Genomic DNA, 20,995 nt, shown 5'->3' with positions numbered 1-20,995 from the left:
TCGTTTAGTCACTTCTGAGAATCGCACGGTGGCCACCACACCCGAGGGGATGCCCCTCCGATGGTCAGGCCGATCTACACCACGAGACGGGACTCACCCTCGCGACATACTCTCCGTCACATGTATGCCGCCAACTTCGCAATCAGTCGACATCGGTGGGAGGGGTCGACCCGGCCCTGTGCGTACTCGCTTGCTCTCGGCGATGTCGCGTTCGCTGACTTTTCGCTCGACGACGAAGGACGCCTCTTCATCGTGAGGATCTCCTTCGATGGCTATGGGTGTTGCAGCCCAGACCCTTCCGCTATTGCATCAATGGATGCTGCCGATTCGCTCGATCTCATCACCCTCATGGATTCGGACGAGCAACTGGAAAATGACCACGTCCGAAAACTGCTGCGTAACTACTTCGAAGCGCACCGACTTGTGATCTGGGAAGAAGCGCTGATCGAGTGGGGCTTGGTTTCTGCTAGTCGATGACGCCGTGAATCGGCGGTAGCCGAACGTCAGCGCTCAGTGACTTGCCGCCTGGATCCACGCGATATCCGCACGTACGCGAGCGGCGCACTGCCCCGTATTGCTCAGCGCTCATGCCCCTCGTCCCTGCCCCATACCGCCGGCAGGGTGACGCAGAGCACGACATCCCAGAGTGCCGGCGGTCAAGCGTCGAAGCCGACGATTCGAGGTCGATATTCTGCACATCGCCAGACCAGAACTGGTTCATGCGACTACCCAGATTCTCCTGCAGGTGCCAACGCGCCACTGGGCTACAAGACGATGCGTTCCGGGTCTAGATCGTCCCAGCTCCAAACCACGCCGTCAGAATCTACGACCCACACGTCTTCCACGGCGGCACCGAAGTCCGAGACGAGCTCACAGAACAACCTCTCCCACCGACACTCAACAGCGAATCCTCGAAACAGTCGATTCGGCGCCTCCACGCTCGCCACAAGTAGGTTCCGGTCTTCTTCGTCCCACTGCTCATAGTCACTTTCGCCCGCCATAACCGTAAACAGACGGCCGACCAGGTTGGTGATCTGCGCGTACCCGGGCGCTACGGCAACGGAGTACCCCCGCTTGTGTGCCACTGCCGCCAGAACGGCAACGGGGTCAACTGTGTCCCTACAGATCACCATCGCCGACTTCATGAATCCCCCAAGACCACCTCGCACACCCAAACCGAAGACTCGCACACCCGCACTCAGTGCGACGAGCTGACCACCTCGCGAGTGACCCTAAACTCTCAGTGCATGCCGCTCCGGCATTATCCCCGAACGCCGGCAGCGTGTCGGCCCGTTCGGCTGCTATTCCGTTGTGGCGGGGAGCGCATCGAACGGCGACCTAGGCTGGCGTCGGGCGCCTGGGCGTTCGACGGGGGTGCAGCGTGGAGGTGGACTGGAATGACGTGCTTTGGGCCACGATGTTCGCCGTTGTGTGCTTCGTGCTCGCTGGCCTTGCTCGAAGGCTTGACGCTCGTCTTCCGGTCGTAACGATGAAGCAGCTGCAGCGCAGCTTCACTGTTTCGAACTTCTACCGTGTGCAGATCGAGTCCCTTCCGAGAGTTCTTACCGTCACGGGAGTCGGAGCGCTCCTGGTGCCCTGGATTGCCGCCGCGCTCGAATGACACCGACTCGCGGGAAACGCGATGCCGCTGCAGCCGAAACCGACCCAGCACCCGACCAAAGGGAACTTCCTGCCCGAACTGCACGTCAGAGGACCATGCTTGTTCGAGCGCCAACAGTCCTTCTCGTCTCAGTCCTCGCGGCCGCCTGCACCACGGGATCGAACACCGGTCAAGCGGCCGCGCCATCGACAGACACCGACGCGTTCAGCGTGACACTCTCCGAGAACGAGGCGTCCGCAGTCTTGGGCTTTCCTACCGGATCCGAGCTGAACAAGAACCGGGGAGTCGCTTGGCGACTCGAACGATGGAACGGTAAAGCGTGGAATCCAGAGTGGATCCTTGCCGGAGGCACGTACACCGCGCAGGAGTGGGCTGACAGCGGCCTGGCCGTCGGCGATGTTGGACGCTTCGGTGCTGGACCCGACGAGGTTCCGCTGCCCGAACTCGATCGCACACAGTTCTACCGACTGTGTCACGGGGTTGACGCAGGAACCATCCCGGTTGGATGCGCTGCGCTTCCCCTCAGGCCCGACGCAACCGGTGACAAGACCGAGACACCGAGCACCACGGCCGCCGACCACTCGAGCTCTGACGCTTGACGCAGTCCCGGATCCGCAGGACCCCGGCCGTTGCCCACCAGATAGCCAACCTTCTTCTGCCCGTCCACCGGACTGCCCGGTCTGACCACGAGTGAATACGCCGAGGACGCCGATCGTGCGACCCGTGGCGTGTCCCAAACCACCGGCCGCCCGATGATGACGGATATGCGGGCGACTGCAACTCCCCTGATGTGGGCCAGCTGTGGTCGGAAGCAAGCGTCGGAGGTGCACGATGAGGAGTCGGTGCTCACGAGCGTGGAGATGTCGAGTGGAAGCCTTCGACTAGCCTTGCCGCATGTCGCAGGCGCACACCGTCGACGAACTTGGACGATACGACGGGCTCACGTTGGCCCAAGCTGTCCCTCACGTGATCGACGAAATCGTGACGGCGGTGGACCTCTTCGAGATCATCCTGTTCGGCTCGGTGGCGCGCGGCGATGATGGGCCTGACTCAGGCATCGATCTCCTCGTCGTGTTCGACATGGTCGAGGCCTCGGACAAGCGATCACTCATGCGGACCACACGTGCCGCAGTCAAGACGTTCGTTCCCCTCGACATCGTCGTTGCGGACCTCGCCGAGATCGCTACCGAGCGGTCGAACGTGGGATCCGCTGTGTACTGGCCGCTTCGCGAGGGCGTGAGCGTCTACCGACGGCCCGTGGCCGATGCCAACTGAAGCGATCGACTGCCTGTAGTACGAGGCCCGCTATCCCGGCGATCTGCCCGATGCATCAGCCGGCGAGGCCGCCGAGGTCGTAGCAACAGCGACGATGGTGTTCGAGATCGCTGCTCGTCTGATCCGCCCAACCGCAGCCGACGACGAATAGTCGGTCGAACGATCCGCCCACCGGCACCAGCCGGACCAACGGCCGACCGCCATCGGTGAGTGACCGGTCATCGGGTCGAGCGTAAGCCCCACCGTGCTGCACCACCGACTGCACCAGCCACTGCACCGCCGACTGCACCGCACGCTCGTGACGCGTCCTGAGTCCGGCGACCGCCTTCCTCAGCTGGATCAGCCGAGCAGGGGAGGCGCCATGATCCGTCATTCGATCGTGCCAATACCGAGGTGGACGCCCACCGCGGAATCACCCACAGCAAGACGTGACAGGCGGGTAGGTCCGGCCGCAAGCTCGACGCTGCGGTTCGCGCAACGCACCGCGCACGCCCGCTCTGATTTCGTTGCCATCGTCGCACCGCTCAACCACACCGCACCCACCGAGCACCGTTCATGACCATCGAGCCAGCATCACCAACACCGCCGCCCGCCCCTCGCCGCGAGCTCACTGCACCAACCAACGACGAAATGTCCGGCACAGACTTGCTGCTTCCCCCTGGGGGAAGCAGCCGAATCACCCTCGACCACATCGAGGCCCTCCTGGAAGCAGCGCTCGCCGCGGTGCCCGCACCCCCGCTGCACGACACCTCATGGCGCGCCCTGCACGCATGGCTGCGGGACGTGCAAGCCGGACTTGTCACCCGGCACGAACAACTGTGGGCGGCGCGCCGGGTGGCCGAGGCTCTCGATGCCGAACGTAGAAGCGCCGAAGCGATCGAGCGCACGCGTCGCTCCGTTCACTTCCGAGAGAACGTCGCCGAGATGCGTCAGGCGGGGACATGGTGGGCTGACAAGGATGCCGCGCGCCGTTCGCGCCGCCCCGCACGATTCACCGTCGACGACGCGACATGGGAACGCCATCGACGCCAAGCCGAAGCCGCCGGCATCGGACTGGGCGAACACCTCGGAGCGCTCCTCGCCTCACGAGCGAGCAGGACCAGCCACCCTCCACCGCCGCCTGACGCCGAAAACGCGATGGTGCCGACTCGGTTCCTCCGCATTGCCATCGGTGACGACGACCGGGCGGAGCTGAAGGCCGGCGCCCGACGCTCGAATCTGACCCTCACCGCCCACATCTCTCAACTCGTCACTCACGCTCGCTGAGGAGCCGACCACCACCGCCATCGGCCAGGGCAAGCGCTCATCGACCGAACTGGTGGACCGATGTCTCGGCGTCTGCCGACGTCTCCCACTGTCCGTTCTGCGTAACTCACCCCGTAACTCACTCGGCATGCCAGCATCTGGAAAAATGAAAGAGGCCAGGTCGATGACCTGGCCTTACTTCGTGGAGCTAAGGAGAATTGAACTCCTGACCTCTTCCATGCCATGGAAGCGCTCTACCAACTGAGCTATAGCCCCGCATGTGCGGTCCGACTCGCGCCTCATGGCCCGATTCGGAAGTGAGATCGTACCAACTCTGCTCCCACCAACAACCCCATCACGGACCAAATGTCGAACCGATCCGCAAGGCCGGTTGCCTACCATGTCCGACCATGGGTTCCGACACTTCCCCCACCTCGACCGGCGTCGCCGCCGACCTGCCTGCCTTCCGCTACGACGCCTCCCTCGCCAACGAGATCGAGACCCGGTGGCAAGACGTGTGGGATGCCAACGGCACGTTCGAGGCGCCGAATCCGGCCGGCCCGCTGGCCGATCCCGACGCGGTCGGCAATCGTCCGAAGCTGTTCGTCCTCGACATGTTCCCCTATCCGTCGGGCAAGGGACTCCACGTCGGCCACCCACTCGGCTACATCGGCACCGACGTGTTCGGCCGCTACCAGCGGATGAAGGGCTACAACGTCCTGCACGCCCTGGGCTACGACTCGTTCGGCCTGCCCGCCGAGCAGCACGCCATCAACACCGGTGTCCACCCGCGGGTGAACACCGAGGACAACGTCAACAACATGCGTCGCCAGCTGCGCCGGCTGGGCCTGGCCCACGACGCCCGACGCAGCGTGGCCACCACCGACGAGGACTTCTACCGGTGGACCCAGTGGATCTTCCTCGAGATCTTCAACTCCTGGTACGACACCGACGCCGACATCGCTCGCCCCATCGGCGAGCTGATCGCTGCATTCGAGTCCGGCGAACGACCAACACCCGACGGGCGGGCGTGGGCGGAGCTGTCCACTGCCGAGCAGCACGCGATCATCGATGGTCACCGGTTGGCCTACCTGTCCGAGGCGCCGGTCAACTGGTGCCCCGGGCTGGGCACGATCCTGGCCAACGAGGAAGTCACCGCCGAGGGCCGCTCCGACATCGGCAACTACCCGGTGTTCAAGCGCAACATGAAGCAGTGGATGCTGCGCATCACCGCCTACGCCGATCGCCTGCTCGACGACCTCGACGCGCTGGACTGGCCCGAGGCCATCAAGATCATGCAGCGAAACTGGATCGGACGCTCCAGCGGCGCGACCGTCCGATTCTCGACCGTCGCCGGCAACATCGAGGTCTTCACCACGCGCCCCGACACCCTGTTCGGCGCCACCTTCGTCGTGCTGTCCCCCGAGCACCCGCTCGTGCACGAGCTGACCACGACCGATCACGCTGCCGAGGTCGAGGCCTACGTCGCAAAGGCGGCCGCCACCGACGAGCAGGACCGCGCCGACGACACCCGTGAGAAGACCGGCGTGTTCACCGGCTCGTATGCCACCAACCCGATCAACGGCGACGAGATCCCGGTCTGGATCGCCGACTATGTCCTGATGGGCTACGGCACCGGCGCCATCATGGCCGTCCCGTGTGGCGACCAGCGCGACTTCGAGTTCGCCACCAAGTTCGGCCTCGACATCCCGCCTATCCAGGAACCGCCCGCGTCGTGGTTCGCCGAGCAGGGCATCGAGCCAACCCTCGACACCGCAAGCTGGCCGGTCGCGTTCGTTGGCGATGCCGCCTACATCAACTCGGCCAACGACGACCTCGACCTGAACGGCATCTCGAGCGTCGCCGAGGGCAAGGAGCGCACCAACGCCTGGCTCGAGGCGCACGGTGTGGGCGAGTCCGCCATCACCTATCGCCTGCGCGACTGGCTGTTCTCCCGCCAGCGCTACTGGGGTGAGCCCTTCCCGATCGTCTACGACGCCGACGGCCGTCCGCACTCGGTGCCCGATGACCAGCTGCCGGTCACCCTGCCCGAACTGGAAGACTTCCGGCCCACCGCGATGGATCCCAACGACGACGTCACCGAACCGGTGCCGCCGCTGGCACGCGCCACCGAATGGCTCGACGTCGAACTCGACCTGGGCGACGGCCCCGCCACCTATCGGCGTGAGGTCAACGTCATGCCCCAATGGGCGGGCTCGTGCTGGTATGAACTGCGCTATCTCGACCCCACCAACAGCGACGCCTTCGTCGATCCCGAGGTCGAGAAGTACTGGATGGGCCCGAAGTACGAGGGTCACTCGGGCGGTGTCGACCTCTATGTCGGCGGTGTCGAGCACGCCGTGCTGCACCTGCTGTACTCCCGGTTCTGGCACAAGGTGCTGTTCGACCTGGGCCACGTGAGCTCGTTCGAGCCGTTCCATCGCCTGTTCAACCAGGGCTACATCCAGGCGTTCGCCTACCGCGACGATCGGGGCCAACCGGTCGAGGCCTCCGAGGTCGTCGACACCGACGGTGTCTACACCCACGAAGGCAACGTCGTGGCGCGCGAGTACGGCAAGATGGGCAAGAGTCTGAAGAACATCGTCACCCCCGACGAGATGTACGACGAGTACGGCGCCGACACGTTCCGGCTCTACGAGATGGCGATGGGCCCGCTCGACGCGTCCCGCCCGTGGAACACCCGAGATGTCGTCGGCATGCAGCGGTTCCTGCAGCGAGTGTGGCGCAACATGGTCGACGAGGACTCCGGCGAGAGCCGGGTCGTCGATGCCGATCCCAGCGACGAGCTGCGTCGTGCACTGCACAAGACCATCGCCGGCGTCGACGACGACATGGCCAACATGCGGTTCAACACGGCCATCTCGAAGCTGATCGAGTTGAACAACGCCCTCACCACCGAAGCCCAACAGGTGGGCGGCTCGCCTCGCGAGGTTGCTGCGGCCATGGCCATCATGTTGGCCCCGCTCGCTCCCCACATGGGCGAGGAGTTGTGGTCGCGTCTCGGCAACGACACCACCGTCACCTTCGAAGCGTTCCCGACCTTCGACCCGGCGCTGCTGGTGTCCGACACCGTCACCCTGGTCGTCCAGGTCAACGGCAAGGTTCGCGACCGGCTCGAGGTGCCGGCCGACATCTCCGAAGCCGACGCCGAAGCGGCCGCCCTTGCGTCGCCCTCGGTGCAGCAGCACACCGGCGGCAACCCGCCGAAGAAGGTGATCGTGCGCCTCCCCAAACTGGTCAACATCGTCGCCTGACCGCTCAAAACCCCGGCAACTTTGGCGAGTTCGCACCTCTGAGCGGCATGAACTCTCCAAAGTTGCGGTGGGTTGGCGGCCCCCCGGGGGTGTCGATCAGGGGTGGCGGGCTCGGAGGGAGAAGGTGAGGGGGAAGCGGGTTGCGCCGTCGGGGAACCGGTAGAGGCGGTCGGTGCCGCGTTCGAGGTAGGGCGCCGGTGACGGGGTGGCGTCGAACTCGCGATAGTGCTCGATCACGAGACCGGCACCGAGGACGGCCGAGAGGATCTCGTCGATCGAGTGCACCCGCTCGAAACTCTCGGTGACCTCGAGTTCGGCGTCGGGGGCCGCGTAGGTGCCCTGGCCGTCGTCGAGTCGCTGGAATGGCCCACCGATCAGATCGTCGATCAGCCGCGTCCCGGTGTCGTCCATCGCCATCGCCATCGGATGGATCTCGTAGAGATAGAGGAACCCGCCCGGCTCGACCAGGTCGGCGACGACGTGGGCCCAGCGATCGAGGTTCGGCAGCCAGTTCAGTGCGCCCACGCCGGTGTAGACCACGTCGAATCGCTGCTCGTCGAGCGCCGCGACGGCGTCATAGACGTTGGCCTCGACCCAGGACATCTCGAACCCGGCCCACCGCCCGAGCATGCGGGCGATCCCGATGGCACGAGGCGAGAAGTCGAGCCCGGTGCAGCGGGCGCCGAGGCGGGCCCAACCGATCGTGTCGGTGCCCAGGTGGCACTGCAGGTGGAGCAATCGTTTGCCGTCGACCGGTCCGACCTCTCGCGACTCCCACGGTCGCAGGTCATCACGCCCGGCGACCAAGCCGGCGAGGTCGTAGAACGCCGAATCCACATGGGCGTCGGCCATCGCATCCCAGAGCTGGCGGTTGACGTCGAGCCACTCGGGTTCGTCGGGCCCGCCGGCGTGCATGGTCAGCCCGTCCGATGCGATCAGGCGGTGCGCTCGAGCCGGGGCACGTCGGCCCACAGGCGCTCGAGGTCGTAGTACTCACGAGCCTCTTCGCTGAAGACGTGGACGACGAACTCGCCGAAGTCCATGAGGACCCAGCTCATCTCGTCGAGCCCCTCGATACTGCGCGGCTTCGGCCCGTCGGCGAGGAACACGGCTTCTTCGACGTTCTCGACGATGGCGCGCACCTGGCGGGGGTTCGACCCCGACGTGACCACGAACCAGTCGGTGATCCCCATGACCTCGCCGACGAAGAACGCCTCGGTGCGGCGTGCCAACTTGTCGTCGGCACCGTCCATGGCGGCGGTCACCCAGGACCGGACTTCTTCGTCTTGTTGCGCTGCGCTCACGTGGGCCCTTGTTGGTGTCGGTTGGCGACGGTCAGCCGCCGAGATCGATGTCGTTGCCGACGAGCAGTACCACCGTACTGAGTTCGGTTTCGTCGACCGGGTCGGGTGAAACGGTATCGGCTCCGAGGTCGGCCGCCAGTTCGCGCATGGCTTCGATATCGACCGAGCTGGGCACGACCAGCTGGGTCGGACCATCATCGAAGATCGCCGCATTGGCGATCTCGGTGACCTCGAGTCCGAGCGCGCCGAGCGCCAGGGCGATGGCCTGCGTGTCGTGTTGGCCGGAGCGATCGACGACCCTGATGGCCACTCGATCGCCAGGCTGGGAGCCGCTGGGCAGCGGGACGACCGTGTTGATCAGCGCTTCGGCGCCCTCGGGGTCGATCACCCGCTCGTTGTCGAGCTGCTCGGTCGGCAGGTCGTCGATACGTTCGGTGCCGGCGGTCACCTGCTCGATCAGCACCGCCACCGGATCGATCGTGGTCGGAGGATCGGCGAGCAGGGCCTGCCAGAACAGCTCACGCCGATAGAGCAGCGACAACGGGTTGGTGCCCACCTCACTCGCACCGAGAAACACTGCGGCCGTCGTGGCGTCGACCGTGACCCGACCCACGGGGAACACCAGCTCGCCGTCGGCACCGGCGATGGGATCGGGGTTGTCGATTTCGTAGGCCTTGTCGCCGATCACTGCGGCCCAGTCGGTTGGTGACACCACGTAGGTCTCGGTGAAGCCGAGTCGCAGCTCGACCGACAGTCCGGCGAGCGCATCGCTCGGTGACAGCTCTGACAACCGACGCCCGTCGGCAAGCTGGAGCGCACCCGGCACCATGATGAGCGCCCCACCGGCGGTGCCCTGCCCGGGCTCTGCGACCACGACGAGGCCGGTGACCCGGTCGTCGAGCACTTCGGCGATGGCCACCACAGGACTCGGATCGACCAGGGCGTGCCAGCCCGGTTCACCGGGCTCGGGTTGTGACGTGAACGTCCCCGCTTTCGTTGACAACAGCGCCCGGCCGCCGAAGTAGCCGAGGAGGGGAACCGAGAGCAGCAGCATCACCTCGAGCACGACGAACCACCACGGATGACCCGAGCGCCGGGGTGGTGTCGTCGCCGGCAGCGGCGCGTCGCCGGGCGGCCGAAGTCGTTCCCGCTCCTTCGGCGGCAGCGTGGCGACGGGGCGGATCATCGAGGCTGACGATAGAGCTGTTCAGTGTCGATGATGTCGGCAACCGCGGCCGGCGTGAGGAAGCGGATCGAGCGTCCGGTGGCGACCCGACGCCGCAGGTCCGTCGACGAGACACCGATCGCCGGCACCTCGACCGGCTGCCATCGCCATCCCGGCGGTGCCGTGCCGCCGGCATCGTTGTCATCGCACTCCCCCGGCCGGTTCACCACCACGACCTCGACCATGTCGGCCAGCTCATCGGCCCGGTGCCAGGTGTCGAGCCCGGACGCGGCATCGGCGCCGACGATGAGAAGCCACTCGGTGTCGGGTTCGGCCGACCGCAGGTGTTCGAGTGTGACGATCGAATAGCTGGCCCCGCCGAGACGGATCTCGACATCACTGGCTTCCATACCGGGAGCGCCATCGAGCGCTGCTCGCACCATGGCCAGCCGGACATCGGCATCGCTGATGCGTCGATCGGATGTTTTTTGCCAGGGATCGTTGGCAACGATCCACCTGATCTCGTCGAGGTGAAGGGTGTCGCGGACCGCTTCCGCGACGATCAAATGGCCGATGTGGGGCGGGTCGAACGTGCCGCCGAAGAGGCCGATCCGGCGTGGTTGCTGGGATTGCGCTGGTGCGGCGCTCGAGGCGGTCTGCGGGGGGCGATCCGGTTCCTCGAGCGACATCGTTGCCACGCTAGGGCAGGCTCCGCACGTCATGTTCGGTCAAACAGAATTTCTGTGACTGTTAACACTCGACGCGCGGGAACAATCTGTACTTAAATGGGCGTTTGGACGTTTGTCCGAGTGACAATGCCTCGAACGGCTGCACTCACGCTTCTGCCCCACCTTGCGAGCCCCTCACTGCGAAGCTCGATTTCAGCGGCTGGAGATGAGACTAGCCAGTCCACATTCGGCTTCACCCCCCGTCATCGAACCTTCATCCGCACCCCCCACCGCCCCCGCTCCCACCTCGAGACGAAACCGCGCACAAAATGAGTGATTCAGTAGGTCAGTACCTCAACGAGATCGGGCTCGTCCCCCTTCTCACCGCCGACGAAGAGCGAGAGCTCAGCCAGATCATCGAAAAGGGCCGTGAGGCCCAGGAACGCATCGACGCCGGCGAAGACAACGCCGCCAACAAGCGGGCCGTCCGAGCCGCCGCTCGGGCCAAGGACCGGTTCATCCGGGCCAACCTCCGCCTCGTGGTGAGCGTTGCTCGCCGCTACCCGCTGCCTCCTTCCATGGAACTTCTCGATCTCATCCAGGAAGGCAACCTCGGGCTCGAGCACGCGGTCGACAAGTTCGACTGGCGCAAGGGCTTCAAGTTCTCCACCTACGCCACGTTCTGGATCCGCCAGGCAATCGGCCGGGCCCTCGACCAGAAGGCCAGCCTCGTCCGCCTGCCGGGCGATCGCTCTGCCAGCCTGCGCGCCGCGCTGCGTCAGGTGTCGGGCGATGGCGACGAGCTCGACGACGAGCACGCACGTCTGCACCGCCTCACCACCCCCACCTCGCTCGATCGCACGATCGGCGACGACGACTCCAACGAGCTCGTCGATCTCCTCCCCGACTCCAACGATGGACCGGAGATCGAGGTCATGGCTCGAGCCGAGGAGCAGATGGTCACCGACCTGCTCGACGTCCTCGATGACCGTGCCCGCTACGCAGTCGAGCAGCGGTTCGGCCTCAACGACGGCCGCAAGCGCTCCTACCGCGAGGTCGGCGAAGAGCTGGGCGTGACCGCCGAAGCCGCTCGCCGCCTGGTGAAGCGGGCCGTCAGCGCCGTTCGCGACCAGGCGGGCGACGTCATGGCGGACTTCGACGCCGCTTGAAGGAAACCCCCCACCAAGCGCCCCGGGCGCTGACGACGGGTTCCACCGAACACCACGAATGAACGCACTGGCCACCCCGATCGGGTGGCCAGTGCGCGTTCTGGACAGATTCGAAAATCAGTTGTGGTTCCCCGGCGGACTCGGAAGACTCAGAGCGTGACTTGGAACCCCGGATCGTGGCGCTCATTCGATGCAAAACACCAGCCCGCTTGGCCAGAGGCCTCGGCGCTGGAGCAGATCGAGAAGGAACTCGCCACCTATCCGCCGCTCGTCTTCGCCGGTGAGGCCCGCGACCTCAAAGCCAAGCTGGCCAGTGTCGCCGCCGGCAAGGCGTTCCTCCTCCAGGCCGGCGACTGCGCCGAGTCGTTCGACGGCTTCAACGCCAACGCCATTCGCGACCGGCTGCGTGTCATCCTGCAGATGGCCGTGGCCCTCACCTACTCCTCGGGCGTGCCGGCCGTGAAAGTCGGCCGAATCGCCGGCCAATTCGCCAAGCCTCGCTCGAGCGCCACCGAGACCATCGACGGCGAGGAGCTTCCGTCGTTCCTCGGCCACATGGTCAACGACCTGCCGTTCTCGGCCGGCGACCGCACGCCCGACCCTCAACGTCTGCTGCGGGCCTACAACCAGTCGGCCGCAACCCTCAACCTGTTGCGCGCCTTCACCAAGGGTGGGTTCGCCGATCTGCACCGGGTGCAGGCGTGGAACCAGGAGTTCGTGGCCGCCTCGGCCGAGGGCCAGCGCTACGCCGCCCTCGCCGCCGAGATCGATCGTGCACTGCGGTTCATGGAGGCGGCCGGCATCTCGTCGAGCCATCCCGAGATCCACGAGGCCGACTTCTACACCAGCCATGAGGCTCTGCTCCTCCCCTACGAAGAGGCGCTCACCCGCAAGGACACCCTCACCGACGAGTGGTACGACTGCTCGGCCCACATGGTGTGGATCGGCGAGCGCACCCGCAATCTCGACGGCGCCCACGTCGAGTTCTTCCGGGGCATCAAGAACCCGATCGGCTGCAAGGTCGGCCCCACCGCCACCGCCGACGAGCTCATCGCGCTCTGCGAGGCGCTCGACCCCGACCGCGACCCGGGCCGCCTCACGCTCATCACCCGGATGGGCGTCGACAACGTGCGCACCAACCTGCCGCCGCTGCTCGAGGCCGTGCGCGACGCCGGACATCCCGTGGTGTGGGCCTGCGATCCGATGCACGGCAACACCTTCACGGCCACCACGGGCTACAAGACTCGCCACTTCGACGCCATTCTCGGCGAAGTCGAGGGCTTCTTCGCTGCGCATCGCCAGGTCGGCACCTGGCCGGGCGGGATCCACGTCGAACTCACCGGTGAGGACGTCACCGAGTGCCTCGGTGGTGCCGCCCAACTCGACGACGACGACCTCAACGAGCGCTACGAGACCATGTGCGACCCCCGTCTCAACGCAAGTCAGAGCCTCGACCTCGCCTTCCGGGTCAGCGAGTTCATCGCCGAGTAGCCCACCGGGCCTCGACCGGAGGTCTACTTCTCAAAGGTCGACGTCGTCAGAGGTCGCAGGTGGCGACCAGCGAGCCCTCACCAGGGTCAACACCGTCGACCACACTGATGCCCTCCGTCCGTTCGAACGGCACGGTGTCGGTGTGGATCATGAGCCCGCCCTCGACCTCGGTGAACTTGATCGCCAAACCGATTCCGAACTTCGAACCGACGCTGACCGCAGATTCGAAGTCGTTCGGATCGTCGGCATAGCCGTACCCGAAGCTGTCGTTGGACTTGCCGGCGGTGTCGATTCGGAGTGCCCGAACCTCGACCTCACGATCCTCGGCGGTCGACGCGCCACGCATCTCGAACAGGACCGTCGACGTGTTGATCATCGATGGCTCGGTCGTGCACTTGTTGATGGTGAACGGATACTCGACGCCCTCGATGGTCAGGAGCCCGGTGCCGGGTGCCGGAGCCTCGGGCAACGCCTCTGTGGTCGTCGTGGTTTCCTCCGTGGTCGTCGTCGTTGCCTCGGTGGTGGTGGTCGCCTCGGTGGTCGTCGTGGTTGCCTCGACCGTCGTGCTGGAGGTGTCGGCAGCGACGGCTGCTTCGTCCGCGTCGGCGTCGGATGTCACCGCCGCATCGGATCCCCCGCAGGCTGCGAGTGTGAGCGCAAACGCGCCGAGTACGAGCGTGGATCGAACGTGCATGGTGTCCTTCCGGGCGTTGCGACCGCCCTCCGCAGCCACCACTTCTGCCCACCATCACGACGGCGAGGGACCGTTGCGGTTACACCGAACCTGGATCGCTGCTGCGGGCGGAGACCTTTCGGGAGGCGAGCAGGGCGCCGCCGATCACCAGGACGACGCCGACGAGCGCAACTGGCGACACGTGATCGCCCTGGAAGGTCACGCCAATGGCGAGCGAGACTGCGGGCATCAGATACGTCGAGAACGACGCCCGTTGTGGCCCGACCCGACCGACGAGTGTGGCCATGATGGCGAACGCGCTCCCCGTACCGACCATGCCGAGGACGGCAATGGCGAGCACCGGCTTCCACTCGAACGTGGATCCTCGCAGATCCCAAAGACCGAAGGGCAGCGTCCAGATCGAGGCAAGCGCCAAAACCCGACCCATCGTCGCCACCGATCCGTAGGCCTGCTGGAGCGGGGCGGCGAGGTTGATGGCGACGCCGTAGCACATCGTGGCCAGCACCACGAGGGCCACACCGAGTGCTTCGCTCGATCCCTCGCCGAGGGACGGGGCGCTGATCAACGACACGCCGACGAAGCCGACGGCGATGCCGAGGAGCTGGAGGCCGCGTGGCGACCGACCGAACCACAGCGTTCCTGCGATGGCAGCGAAGATCGGCGTGCCACCGTTGAGCAAGCCGGTGACTGCCGAATTGATGTGCTGCTCGGCCAGTGGGAACAACGTGAAGGGCAGCGCCACCCACAGCACCGACAGGGCGACGAACCGGCTGCGGTCGGCTGCCTCGACTGGTCGCCGCTCGTTCCCCGGCAGCAGCGCCAGCACGAGTGCCCCGAGGCCGACTCGCAGGAAGGTGATCAATCCCGGCTGCAGCGACTCGAGGGCCACGGCGATGAAGAAGAACGACGATCCCCAGATCGTGGCGATGCCGAGGAACAGCAACCAGTCGCCAGGACCGAAGGCATCGTCGCTGGTCGTCGCAGCTCTGGTCGGGAGGGAGATCGAGGTCACTCGGCGACGGTACCGGCCCGTCGCCGCGCCGACTGGCGAATTTCAGACGGTTGGCTGCGAGGTCCGGTCGAGCAACGACAGCGCAATGGCCGCGAGCACCGGCAGGGCGATCGACCGCACGGCGAGGCTCGTGATCGAGACCGCGGTGTCGGAACTGATCATGAAGTACAGCAGGCCGATGACGATCACGTACTGGGAAACGACCCGACGCAACAGACCCGGCGAGACCAGGCCGAGCGCAAGCGCAACACCCAGCATGGCGACGGCGACGGTGGCGAGGAACAGGGGCGCCAGCAGCATCGTGCCGCCGACGTCGTAGAGGATCGACACGTCATCGAGGAGCCGTGGGCGCAGCTCGACCGGCGACACGAAGTACCGCCAGGCCGGGATCTCGAGGACGAAGTCGTAGAGCGCACCCGAACCGCGGTCATAGCCATAGGCGAGCAAGGCCGACACCGCCGCCCAGAGCGCAACGACCAGACCGATGACTCGCGTTGCCAGAGAGCGCAGGTCGCCTGGCATGATCGAGCCATCGTCGATGATCGAGGCCGACGACACACCGCCGACGCTGTCGGACCCCGGCATGCTGCCGAAGGTCGCCGAATCGAACTCGTCGTAGGCCATGGGTTCCCTCCTCAGACCGAACGGATCGCACGGCGCCCACGTCACGACACCTGTCTCCGCTGCCCCGACAGTAGTTCGCTCGGGCCGTCGGGTGGCGAGCACGGCTCAGCTGGTGAGTTGACCTCGGAGAATGCTGTGGCCCGAGTGCGTGGCGTCACCGTCATCGGCCTCGATCGAGATGTCGACGACGTTGAACCGATCGCGATCGATATCGGCCGGGAGTTCGTAGGGACCGTCGCCTTCGACCCGGCCGAGCGAACGAAGATCCTCGACTCCTCCGTCGTCGTCGACGGCCAGCAGCCACAGCTCCAGGTACTCGTCGGTCGGCGCTGTTGCCTCGTAGTCCAAGGCGATCGCTTCTCCCCCACTCTCGGCCACCAGATCGGCGTGACCGAAGGTGGCCGCCGGATCGAGGACTTCGAGGTCGGCCGCCGCCAGGATCTCGGGGTCGTTGTCCCTGGACCGGAGGCTGAGTCCGAGCGGAACAGCGATCAGCAGGACGGCAGCGGCAATGAGTGTCAGCGCGGCCGTGCGGCCGCTCCACCGCGACGATGCCCGGAACGCAGGCTTGCTCGCCGCGGTGTCGGTGCCCGAGCGACGGCGCTCGAGCGGCTGCACCGGCGTGAGCGGTCGATCGCGGTCGATCGCAAGATCGACCTCGAGTTGGGCGGCGATCGCCGCCCACAACGAAGCCGACGGCTGCTCGGGCTCGATCTCGATCGGCCCTTCGAGCAGGAGGTCGGCGACGTCGCCGGTGAGCGAGTCGAACTCGGCGTCGGAGAGGGCCAGGAGTTCCTCGTCGGACAGGTTTGCCCACGACCGTGCGTCAGATCCGGTCATCGTCGGCCTTTCGATCGTCGGGATCGAGGCGGGCGCGATCGAGATGGTCGCGCATGGCCAGGAGTCCTCGCCGGACATGGCTCTTGATGGTGCCGAGCGGGATGCCGGTGCGCTCGCAGATCTCTGCGTGTGTGAGCCCGTCGTAGAACGACATCTTCACGATCTCTCGACGCTCGTCGGGCAGGATGCTCAACGCCTCGGTCAGCACCATCCGATCGGCAAGCCGGGACGCCAAGCTCTCCTCGTAGGGCTCGTTGGCCCCGCTGCGCTCGATGAACTCATCGTCGACGGTGCGCAACTGGCGGCTCTTGGCCCGCAGATGATCGATTGCCTTGAACCGGGTGATGCCGACCAGCCAGGCGCCGAGCGGCCCACGGTCGGCGTCATAGCGCTCCCTGGCCTTCCATGCCGCCAGGAACACCTGCTGTGCAACGTCTTCGGCGTCGGCGCCGACGAGTTTACGCGCCATGCCGAGCACGAGCGGGCCGTGCTGGTCGAACGCTTCTCGCAACGCCGACTCATCGCCCGCGGCGAATCGGTGATCGAGCGACGTCATCGGCTCACGATCGTCGGTGCGACGAGCAGCCGACCGGTTCGGAGCAGCCAACAGGGCGACAGGTGACACATCTCGATCTTCGCTGTGTCACCGGTTCGTGGATGCACTCGTGACCGCCGTGACCGTTCTCGCCGGTCCTCAGACGAGGTTGTCGACGAACTTCTCGAGCTGGCGCAGGTTGCGGACCTCGAACACACCCTCGCAGTGTGCCCCATATTCGCCGACGATGGAGTCACCGGTGTCCCAGTAGGCCTTCGGCTCGGGGTTGAGCCAAAAGGTCTTGCGTGCCTTCTTCTCGATTTCCTTGATGATCCAGGCCTGCGAGGCGTGATAGTTGTTCCGGGCGTCGCCCAGGATCAACACCGTGGTCTTGGAGTTGACGTCGTTGCCGTACTTCTCCCAGAAGACCTCGAACGCATGGCCGTAGTCGGAGTGGCCGTCGACCCAGATGACGTCGGCTTCGGTGTTGACCCGATGCACGGCCTCGGAGATGTCGTCGACTCCCTCGAAGAACCGAGTGACCTCGTCGAGCCCATCGATGAAGACGAACGCCCGCACCTTCGAGAACTGGCTCGAAATGGCGTAGACGAGATGCAGCGTGAACCGGGCGAAGGCCGCCACCGAACCGGAGATGTCGGCGATCACCATGATCTCGGGCTTCGACGGGCGGGGGTAGCGGAACTTGAGCTCGGCGGGCACACCGCCATAGCTGAGCGAGTGGCGCACGGTGGAGCGGAAGTCGAGCGGACCCTTGCGACCGTGGCGACGCTTGCGAGCGAGGCGAACCGCCAGCTTGCGGGTGAGCGGATAGATCGCCTTGCGCAGCGCCGCCATCTCGTCGCGGCTGGCGTGCATGAAGTCGACATCTTCCGGCAGCGGCTTGCGCAGGGTCTTGGCCATGGCCTCGGCCCCACGATCGGCCACCAAACGGCGACGGATCTCGGCTTCGATCTCCTTCTTCAGCTTCTCGATCCGGTCGTCGAACTCGTCCTTCTCGAGCCGTTCCTCGAGCGGGGTGAGCTCGCCACCGGCCTCTTGCTTGGACTGCTCCATCAGCCGTTCCATCATCCCGTCGAGATCGAGATTCCGGAGGGTGCGGTAGAGGTAGTACGTGCCGCCGACCGGGCGACCCGGCTCCATGCCGGCGTAACGCTTGACGGCCTGGCGGGCGATCGCCCGCATGAGCGTGTCGTCGCCGCGCAGCAACGCCTGGAACAGCATCTCGGCCATTTCCTCGGGCGTCATGCCGTCGCCGCCGCCCTGGCCACCTTCGCCCGGCGGCTGGTCGTCGAAGTTCTGGTCGACGTCCATGTCGGCGAACGGGTCCTTCGACTCGTCGCCGACTGCGTACTCCTTGCCTCGCAACGAGAAGTAGACCTCGAACAGGGTTTCGAACGTGCGCCAGTGCGAGTTGTTCTTCACCAGCGTGGCCGCCAACGCGTACTTGAACGCGTTGCGGTCCTCGATGGGAATGTGGCGCACCGCAGCGGCGGCGTCGATGTTCTCCGACAGCGACACGGGCAGCCCGGCGGCGCGGAGGTCTTGCACGAAGCCCTCCAGGAGATCGAACAGAGGGACGCTGCCGGCGTCGCCCGGGCTCGAGCCGTTGCCGTTCACGGAGGTGTCGGTCGGAGGGGTCATCAGCTGGCCGTCGACTCGAAGTGGGTCTTCTCGTTCTGGCTGAACTCCTTGACGACCTTTTCGATGTCGGAGCGGTACTTCAGCAGGATGCTGACCGTTTCGGTGGCGTCCTTCGCCGTGATCTGCTCGATGCCGAGCAGGATCAGAGTGCGGGCCCAGTCGATGGTCTCCGACACCGACGGTGCCTTCTTCAGCTCGAGCTGACGGATCGAGCGCACGATGCGGGCGATCTGGTCGGCCAGGTTGTCGGTGATGTCGGGCACCCGGGTGAGGACGATCTCCTTCTCGCGCTCCATGCTCGGGTAGTCGAGGTGGAGGAAGAGGCAGCGGCGCTTGAGGGCCTCGGAGAGTTCACGGGTGTTGTTCGAGGTGAGGAACACCAGCGGGATCTGGCGGGCTTCGAGCGTGCCGAGCTCGGGGATCGACACCTGGTAGTCGGACAGCAGCTCGAGCAGGAGCGCTTCGGTCTCGACCTCGACACGGTCGACCTCGTCGATCAGCAACACGACCGGATCCTCGGAACGGATCGCCTCGAGCAGCGGACGCTCGAGGAGGAAGTCGTTCGAGAAGATGTCGTTCTGGATGTCGTCCCAGGTGGCCTCGTCGCCTTCGGCCTGAATACGCAGGAGCTGCTTCTTGTAGTTCCACTCGTACAGCGCCTTGGACTCGTCGAGCCCTTCGTAGCACTGGAGACGGATGAGGCGGGCGCCGATCATCTGGGCGATCGACTTCGCCAGTTCGGTCTTGCCGGTACCTGCCGGCCCTTCCACCAGAATCGGCTTCTGGAGTCGGTCGGCGAGGAAAGCGATACCGGCAATGGCGTCGTCGGCGAGATAATCCACCGTACGAAGACCTTCACGGACGGCATCGACGGAGTCGAATCGATGAGTCATGGGGCACAACCTACAAGCAGGCTTGACTACCCGGTCAAGATGAGATGGGAAGAGATCTGCGCGACCGGCGATGTTGAGTAGCATCGTGGCGCTATGGACCGAGGCTTGCATCGAGCAGTTGAACAGTTCGCTCGACGCATTGGAGACGCTCTCGTCGACGCCGCAGCCGGCACCACGGTCGATCCCCGCCGCCTGGCCAACGACGCCGTCGTCGAGGCGTACCACCTGAGCACGGCCCTGATCGACGCCGACGGCCGCCACACCGACGACGAACTCTGGGCGCTCGTTGCGGCCTTTGCCCCGCACGATCTGCTGCCGAGCAACGCCATGCCCGCCCAGCTGCGCAGCAGCACCATCTTCGACGGGCGCCGGGAATGGCTCGCCACGCCCTCCACACTGTTCAAGACCCTGTGCGATGTCGACCGGATCCGGGGCACGGCGTACGGCCGGCTCTACTACGACGAGATCATGGCGCTCGCTCATACGGTGATCTCACTCGACAAGTGGCCGTCCGAGGCCGAACTTGCCGCCGTCGTTGCGCTCCAGCGACTGCTGCTCGCCGAACTCCCGACCGGCAAGCCCGGCCCGCCTCAGCCCGGCGCCGTCGCCGGACCGGGGCCGGCTGCTGCCACTGCAGCGCAGGCCGCCACCGAAGAGGCCGCCAAGCCCGAACCCGTGCCGGCCGAGCCGCTGGAAGACGTGCTGGCCGAACTCGACTCGCTCATCGGCCTCGACGCCGTAAAGGAAGAAGTCCGCCTCCTCACCGCACTGCTCCGGGTGCAGAAACTGCGGGCCGATCGAGGACTGCCCGTCATCGACTCCAACAAACACCTGGTGTTCAGCGGCAACCCCGGCACCGGCAAGACCACCGTGGCTCGCCTGCTCGCCCGGATCTACCGCAGTCTCGATCTCGTCGAGATCGGCCATCTCACCGAGATCGACCGCAGCGGGCTCGTCGCCGGCTTCGTCGGCCAGACCGCCACCAAGGTGGCCGAAGTCTTCGAGAATGCCGACGGCGGCGTGCTCCTGATCGACGAGGCGTATTCGCTCATGCGCGGCGGCGAGAAGGACTTCGGGCGTGAGGCGATCGACGCCATCGTCAAGAACGTCGAGGATCGGCGAGACACGATGGTCGTGATCCTCGCCGGCTACCCGAAGGAGATGGCCGAGCTGGTCGCTGCCAATCCCGGCTTCTCGAGCCGCTTCCCGAAGACGGTCACGTTCCCCGACTACTCCGACGACGAGCTGCTGGCGATCCTGCTGCTGATCTGTGGCAAGGGCCGCTACGAGCTGGGCGATGGTGCGACCGAAGCGGCGCTCGCCTGGTTCGCCGCCCATGAACGAGGGCCGGGGTTCGGCAACGGTCGCCTGGTCCGCAATCTCTTCGAGGGGGCCGTCGCCCGCCAGGCCACCCGACTGGTCGAGGTCGAGGCGCCGACCGACGAGCAGCTCATCGAGCTCACTGCGCAGGACATCGCCGGCGTTCCCGTCGGCGGAGCCGTCTGAGTGGCGGCGGAGCCGT

At 65.8% G+C, this 20,995-nt stretch carries 20 protein-coding genes and 1 tRNA gene; 7 read left to right on the top strand and 14 right to left on the bottom strand.

All coding sequences use genetic code 11. The features are described from left to right. Window positions 1-120: 120 nt before the first annotated feature. Window positions 121-477 carry a hypothetical protein gene (locus tag R2733_19930; protein ID MEZ5378780.1) on the top strand — a complete coding sequence of 119 codons (357 nt, stop codon included), beginning with the start codon at window positions 121-123 and terminating at the stop codon, window positions 475-477. A 287-nt stretch (window positions 478-764) separates the two neighbouring features. Here the strand turns inward: R2733_19930 and R2733_19925 are convergent, their stop codons facing one another. Next, a complete protein-coding gene (locus R2733_19925; protein ID MEZ5378779.1) occupies window positions 765-1,145 on the bottom strand; it encodes a hypothetical protein in 381 nt (126 codons plus the stop codon). Window positions 1,146-2,515: 1,370 nt separating this feature from the next. Here R2733_19925 and R2733_19920 point away from each other — a divergent pair. Beyond that, entirely contained in the window at window positions 2,516-2,896 is a 381-nt protein-coding gene (locus R2733_19920; GenBank protein ID MEZ5378778.1) for a nucleotidyltransferase domain-containing protein, read from the top strand. 55 nt (window positions 2,897-2,951) lie between these two features. Here the strand turns inward: R2733_19920 and R2733_19915 are convergent, their stop codons facing one another. After that, the gene (locus tag R2733_19915) at window positions 2,952-3,269 is read right to left on the bottom strand and encodes a hypothetical protein (protein ID MEZ5378777.1); all 318 of its coding nucleotides are present in this window, start codon (window positions 3,267-3,269) and stop codon (window positions 2,952-2,954) included. Between the two features lie 257 nt (window positions 3,270-3,526). On the opposite strand from R2733_19915, the gene R2733_19910 reads away from it, so the two are divergent. Then, window positions 3,527-4,162 carry a hypothetical protein gene (locus R2733_19910; protein ID MEZ5378776.1) on the top strand — a complete coding sequence of 212 codons (636 nt, stop codon included), beginning with the start codon at window positions 3,527-3,529 and terminating at the stop codon, window positions 4,160-4,162. A 182-nt stretch (window positions 4,163-4,344) separates the two neighbouring features. Here the strand turns inward: R2733_19910 and R2733_19905 are convergent. Next, window positions 4,345-4,417 (bottom strand) — tRNA-Ala (locus R2733_19905). Window positions 4,418-4,551: 134 nt separating this feature from the next. On the opposite strand from R2733_19905, the gene leuS reads away from it, so the two are divergent. Then, a complete protein-coding gene (gene leuS, locus R2733_19900; GenBank protein ID MEZ5378775.1) occupies window positions 4,552-7,416 on the top strand; it encodes a leucine--tRNA ligase in 2,865 nt (954 codons plus the stop codon). 96 nt (window positions 7,417-7,512) lie between these two features. Here the strand turns inward: leuS and R2733_19895 are convergent, their stop codons facing one another. The 4 genes from R2733_19895 to nadD are packed head-to-tail and all read right to left on the bottom strand — an operon-like array spanning window position 7,513 to window position 10,574. Beyond that, window positions 7,513-8,331 carry a class I SAM-dependent methyltransferase gene (locus R2733_19895; protein MEZ5378774.1) on the bottom strand — a complete coding sequence of 273 codons (819 nt, stop codon included), beginning with the start codon at window positions 8,329-8,331 and terminating at the stop codon, window positions 7,513-7,515. A 20-nt stretch (window positions 8,332-8,351) separates the two neighbouring features. Further along, entirely contained in the window at window positions 8,352-8,720 is a 369-nt protein-coding gene (gene rsfS, locus R2733_19890) for a ribosome silencing factor (protein ID MEZ5378773.1), read from the bottom strand. Between the two features lie 31 nt (window positions 8,721-8,751). Next, on the bottom strand, window positions 8,752-9,906 hold the full coding sequence (locus R2733_19885) for a hypothetical protein (GenBank protein ID MEZ5378772.1): 1,155 nt from the start codon (window positions 9,904-9,906) through the stop codon (window positions 8,752-8,754). Then, window positions 9,903-10,574 carry a nicotinate-nucleotide adenylyltransferase gene (gene nadD, locus R2733_19880; protein MEZ5378771.1) on the bottom strand — a complete coding sequence of 224 codons (672 nt, stop codon included), beginning with the start codon at window positions 10,572-10,574 and terminating at the stop codon, window positions 9,903-9,905. The genes R2733_19885 and nadD overlap by 4 nt, the downstream gene beginning before the upstream one ends. A 308-nt stretch (window positions 10,575-10,882) precedes the next feature. Here nadD and R2733_19875 point away from each other — a divergent pair, with 308 nt between their 5' ends. Both R2733_19875 and R2733_19870 read left to right on the top strand, forming a co-directional pair. After that, window positions 10,883-11,722: a sigma-70 family RNA polymerase sigma factor gene (locus R2733_19875; protein ID MEZ5378770.1), complete on the top strand. Its 840-nt coding sequence runs from the start codon at window positions 10,883-10,885 to the stop codon at window positions 11,720-11,722. A 156-nt stretch (window positions 11,723-11,878) separates the two neighbouring features. Further along, window positions 11,879-13,213, top strand: coding sequence for a 3-deoxy-7-phosphoheptulonate synthase class II (locus R2733_19870; protein MEZ5378769.1), 1,335 nt, complete (start codon window positions 11,879-11,881; stop codon window positions 13,211-13,213). A 46-nt stretch (window positions 13,214-13,259) separates the two neighbouring features. Here R2733_19870 and R2733_19865 read toward each other — a convergent pair whose 3' ends face one another. The 7 genes from R2733_19865 to R2733_19835 all read right to left on the bottom strand — a co-directional run bounded on the left by R2733_19865 (window position 13,260) and on the right by R2733_19835 (window position 19,473). Beyond that, the gene (locus tag R2733_19865) at window positions 13,260-13,907 is read right to left on the bottom strand and encodes a hypothetical protein (GenBank protein MEZ5378768.1); all 648 of its coding nucleotides are present in this window, start codon (window positions 13,905-13,907) and stop codon (window positions 13,260-13,262) included. 79 nt (window positions 13,908-13,986) lie between these two features. Beyond that, window positions 13,987-14,919 (bottom strand): DMT family transporter, encoded by a 933-nt coding sequence (locus R2733_19860; GenBank protein MEZ5378767.1) that lies wholly within the window; start codon window positions 14,917-14,919, stop codon window positions 13,987-13,989. A gap of 42 nt (window positions 14,920-14,961) precedes the next feature. Then, window positions 14,962-15,543, bottom strand: a complete 582-nt coding sequence (locus tag R2733_19855; GenBank protein ID MEZ5378766.1) for a hypothetical protein — start codon at window positions 15,541-15,543, stop codon at window positions 14,962-14,964. A 105-nt stretch (window positions 15,544-15,648) separates the two neighbouring features. Next, window positions 15,649-16,383, bottom strand: coding sequence for an anti-sigma factor (locus R2733_19850; protein MEZ5378765.1), 735 nt, complete (start codon window positions 16,381-16,383; stop codon window positions 15,649-15,651). Beyond that, entirely contained in the window at window positions 16,370-16,939 is a 570-nt protein-coding gene (locus R2733_19845) for a sigma-70 family RNA polymerase sigma factor (GenBank protein MEZ5378764.1), read from the bottom strand. Before R2733_19845 ends, R2733_19850 begins: the two co-directional genes overlap by 14 nt. Window positions 16,940-17,077: 138 nt before the next feature. After that, window positions 17,078-18,580, bottom strand: coding sequence for a VWA domain-containing protein (locus R2733_19840; protein ID MEZ5378763.1), 1,503 nt, complete (start codon window positions 18,578-18,580; stop codon window positions 17,078-17,080). Further along, entirely contained in the window at window positions 18,580-19,473 is an 894-nt protein-coding gene (locus R2733_19835) for a MoxR family ATPase (GenBank protein MEZ5378762.1), read from the bottom strand. The genes R2733_19840 and R2733_19835 overlap by 1 nt, the downstream gene beginning before the upstream one ends. A 93-nt stretch (window positions 19,474-19,566) precedes the next feature. Between R2733_19835 and R2733_19830 the strand changes: the two genes are divergently transcribed. Continuing rightward, the gene (locus tag R2733_19830) at window positions 19,567-20,979 is read left to right on the top strand and encodes an AAA family ATPase (GenBank protein MEZ5378761.1); all 1,413 of its coding nucleotides are present in this window, start codon (window positions 19,567-19,569) and stop codon (window positions 20,977-20,979) included. The last annotated feature ends 16 nt before the right edge of the window (window positions 20,980-20,995 follow it).

The sequence above is a fragment of the Acidimicrobiales bacterium genome (genome assembly GCA_041394265.1).
Taxonomy (GTDB): Bacteria; Actinomycetota; Acidimicrobiia; order Acidimicrobiales; family SZUA-35; genus JBBQUN01.
This window is presented reverse-complemented; position numbering and strand designations above follow the sequence as displayed.

Coding starts and splice junctions, on each gene's coding strand:
- R2733_19930 (MEZ5378780.1), top strand. CDS start 121: ATGTATGCCGCCAACTTCGCAATCAGTCGACATCGGTGGGAGGGGTCG.
- R2733_19925 (MEZ5378779.1), bottom strand. CDS start 1,145: ATGAAGTCGGCGATGGTGATCTGTAGGGACACAGTTGACCCCGTTGCC.
- R2733_19920 (MEZ5378778.1), top strand. CDS start 2,516: ATGTCGCAGGCGCACACCGTCGACGAACTTGGACGATACGACGGGCTC.
- R2733_19915 (MEZ5378777.1), bottom strand. CDS start 3,269: ATGACGGATCATGGCGCCTCCCCTGCTCGGCTGATCCAGCTGAGGAAG.
- R2733_19910 (MEZ5378776.1), top strand. CDS start 3,527: ATGTCCGGCACAGACTTGCTGCTTCCCCCTGGGGGAAGCAGCCGAATC.
- leuS (MEZ5378775.1), top strand. CDS start 4,552: ATGGGTTCCGACACTTCCCCCACCTCGACCGGCGTCGCCGCCGACCTG.
- R2733_19895 (MEZ5378774.1), bottom strand. CDS start 8,331: ATGCACGCCGGCGGGCCCGACGAACCCGAGTGGCTCGACGTCAACCGC.
- R2733_19885 (MEZ5378772.1), bottom strand. CDS start 9,906: ATGATCCGCCCCGTCGCCACGCTGCCGCCGAAGGAGCGGGAACGACTT.
- nadD (MEZ5378771.1), bottom strand. CDS start 10,574: ATGTCGCTCGAGGAACCGGATCGCCCCCCGCAGACCGCCTCGAGCGCC.
- R2733_19875 (MEZ5378770.1), top strand. CDS start 10,883: ATGAGTGATTCAGTAGGTCAGTACCTCAACGAGATCGGGCTCGTCCCC.
- R2733_19865 (MEZ5378768.1), bottom strand. CDS start 13,907: ATGCACGTTCGATCCACGCTCGTACTCGGCGCGTTTGCGCTCACACTC.
- R2733_19855 (MEZ5378766.1), bottom strand. CDS start 15,543: ATGGCCTACGACGAGTTCGATTCGGCGACCTTCGGCAGCATGCCGGGG.
- R2733_19850 (MEZ5378765.1), bottom strand. CDS start 16,383: ATGACCGGATCTGACGCACGGTCGTGGGCAAACCTGTCCGACGAGGAA.
- R2733_19845 (MEZ5378764.1), bottom strand. CDS start 16,939: ATGACGTCGCTCGATCACCGATTCGCCGCGGGCGATGAGTCGGCGTTG.
- R2733_19840 (MEZ5378763.1), bottom strand. CDS start 18,580: ATGACCCCTCCGACCGACACCTCCGTGAACGGCAACGGCTCGAGCCCG.
- R2733_19835 (MEZ5378762.1), bottom strand. CDS start 19,473: ATGACTCATCGATTCGACTCCGTCGATGCCGTCCGTGAAGGTCTTCGT.
- R2733_19830 (MEZ5378761.1), top strand. CDS start 19,567: ATGGACCGAGGCTTGCATCGAGCAGTTGAACAGTTCGCTCGACGCATT.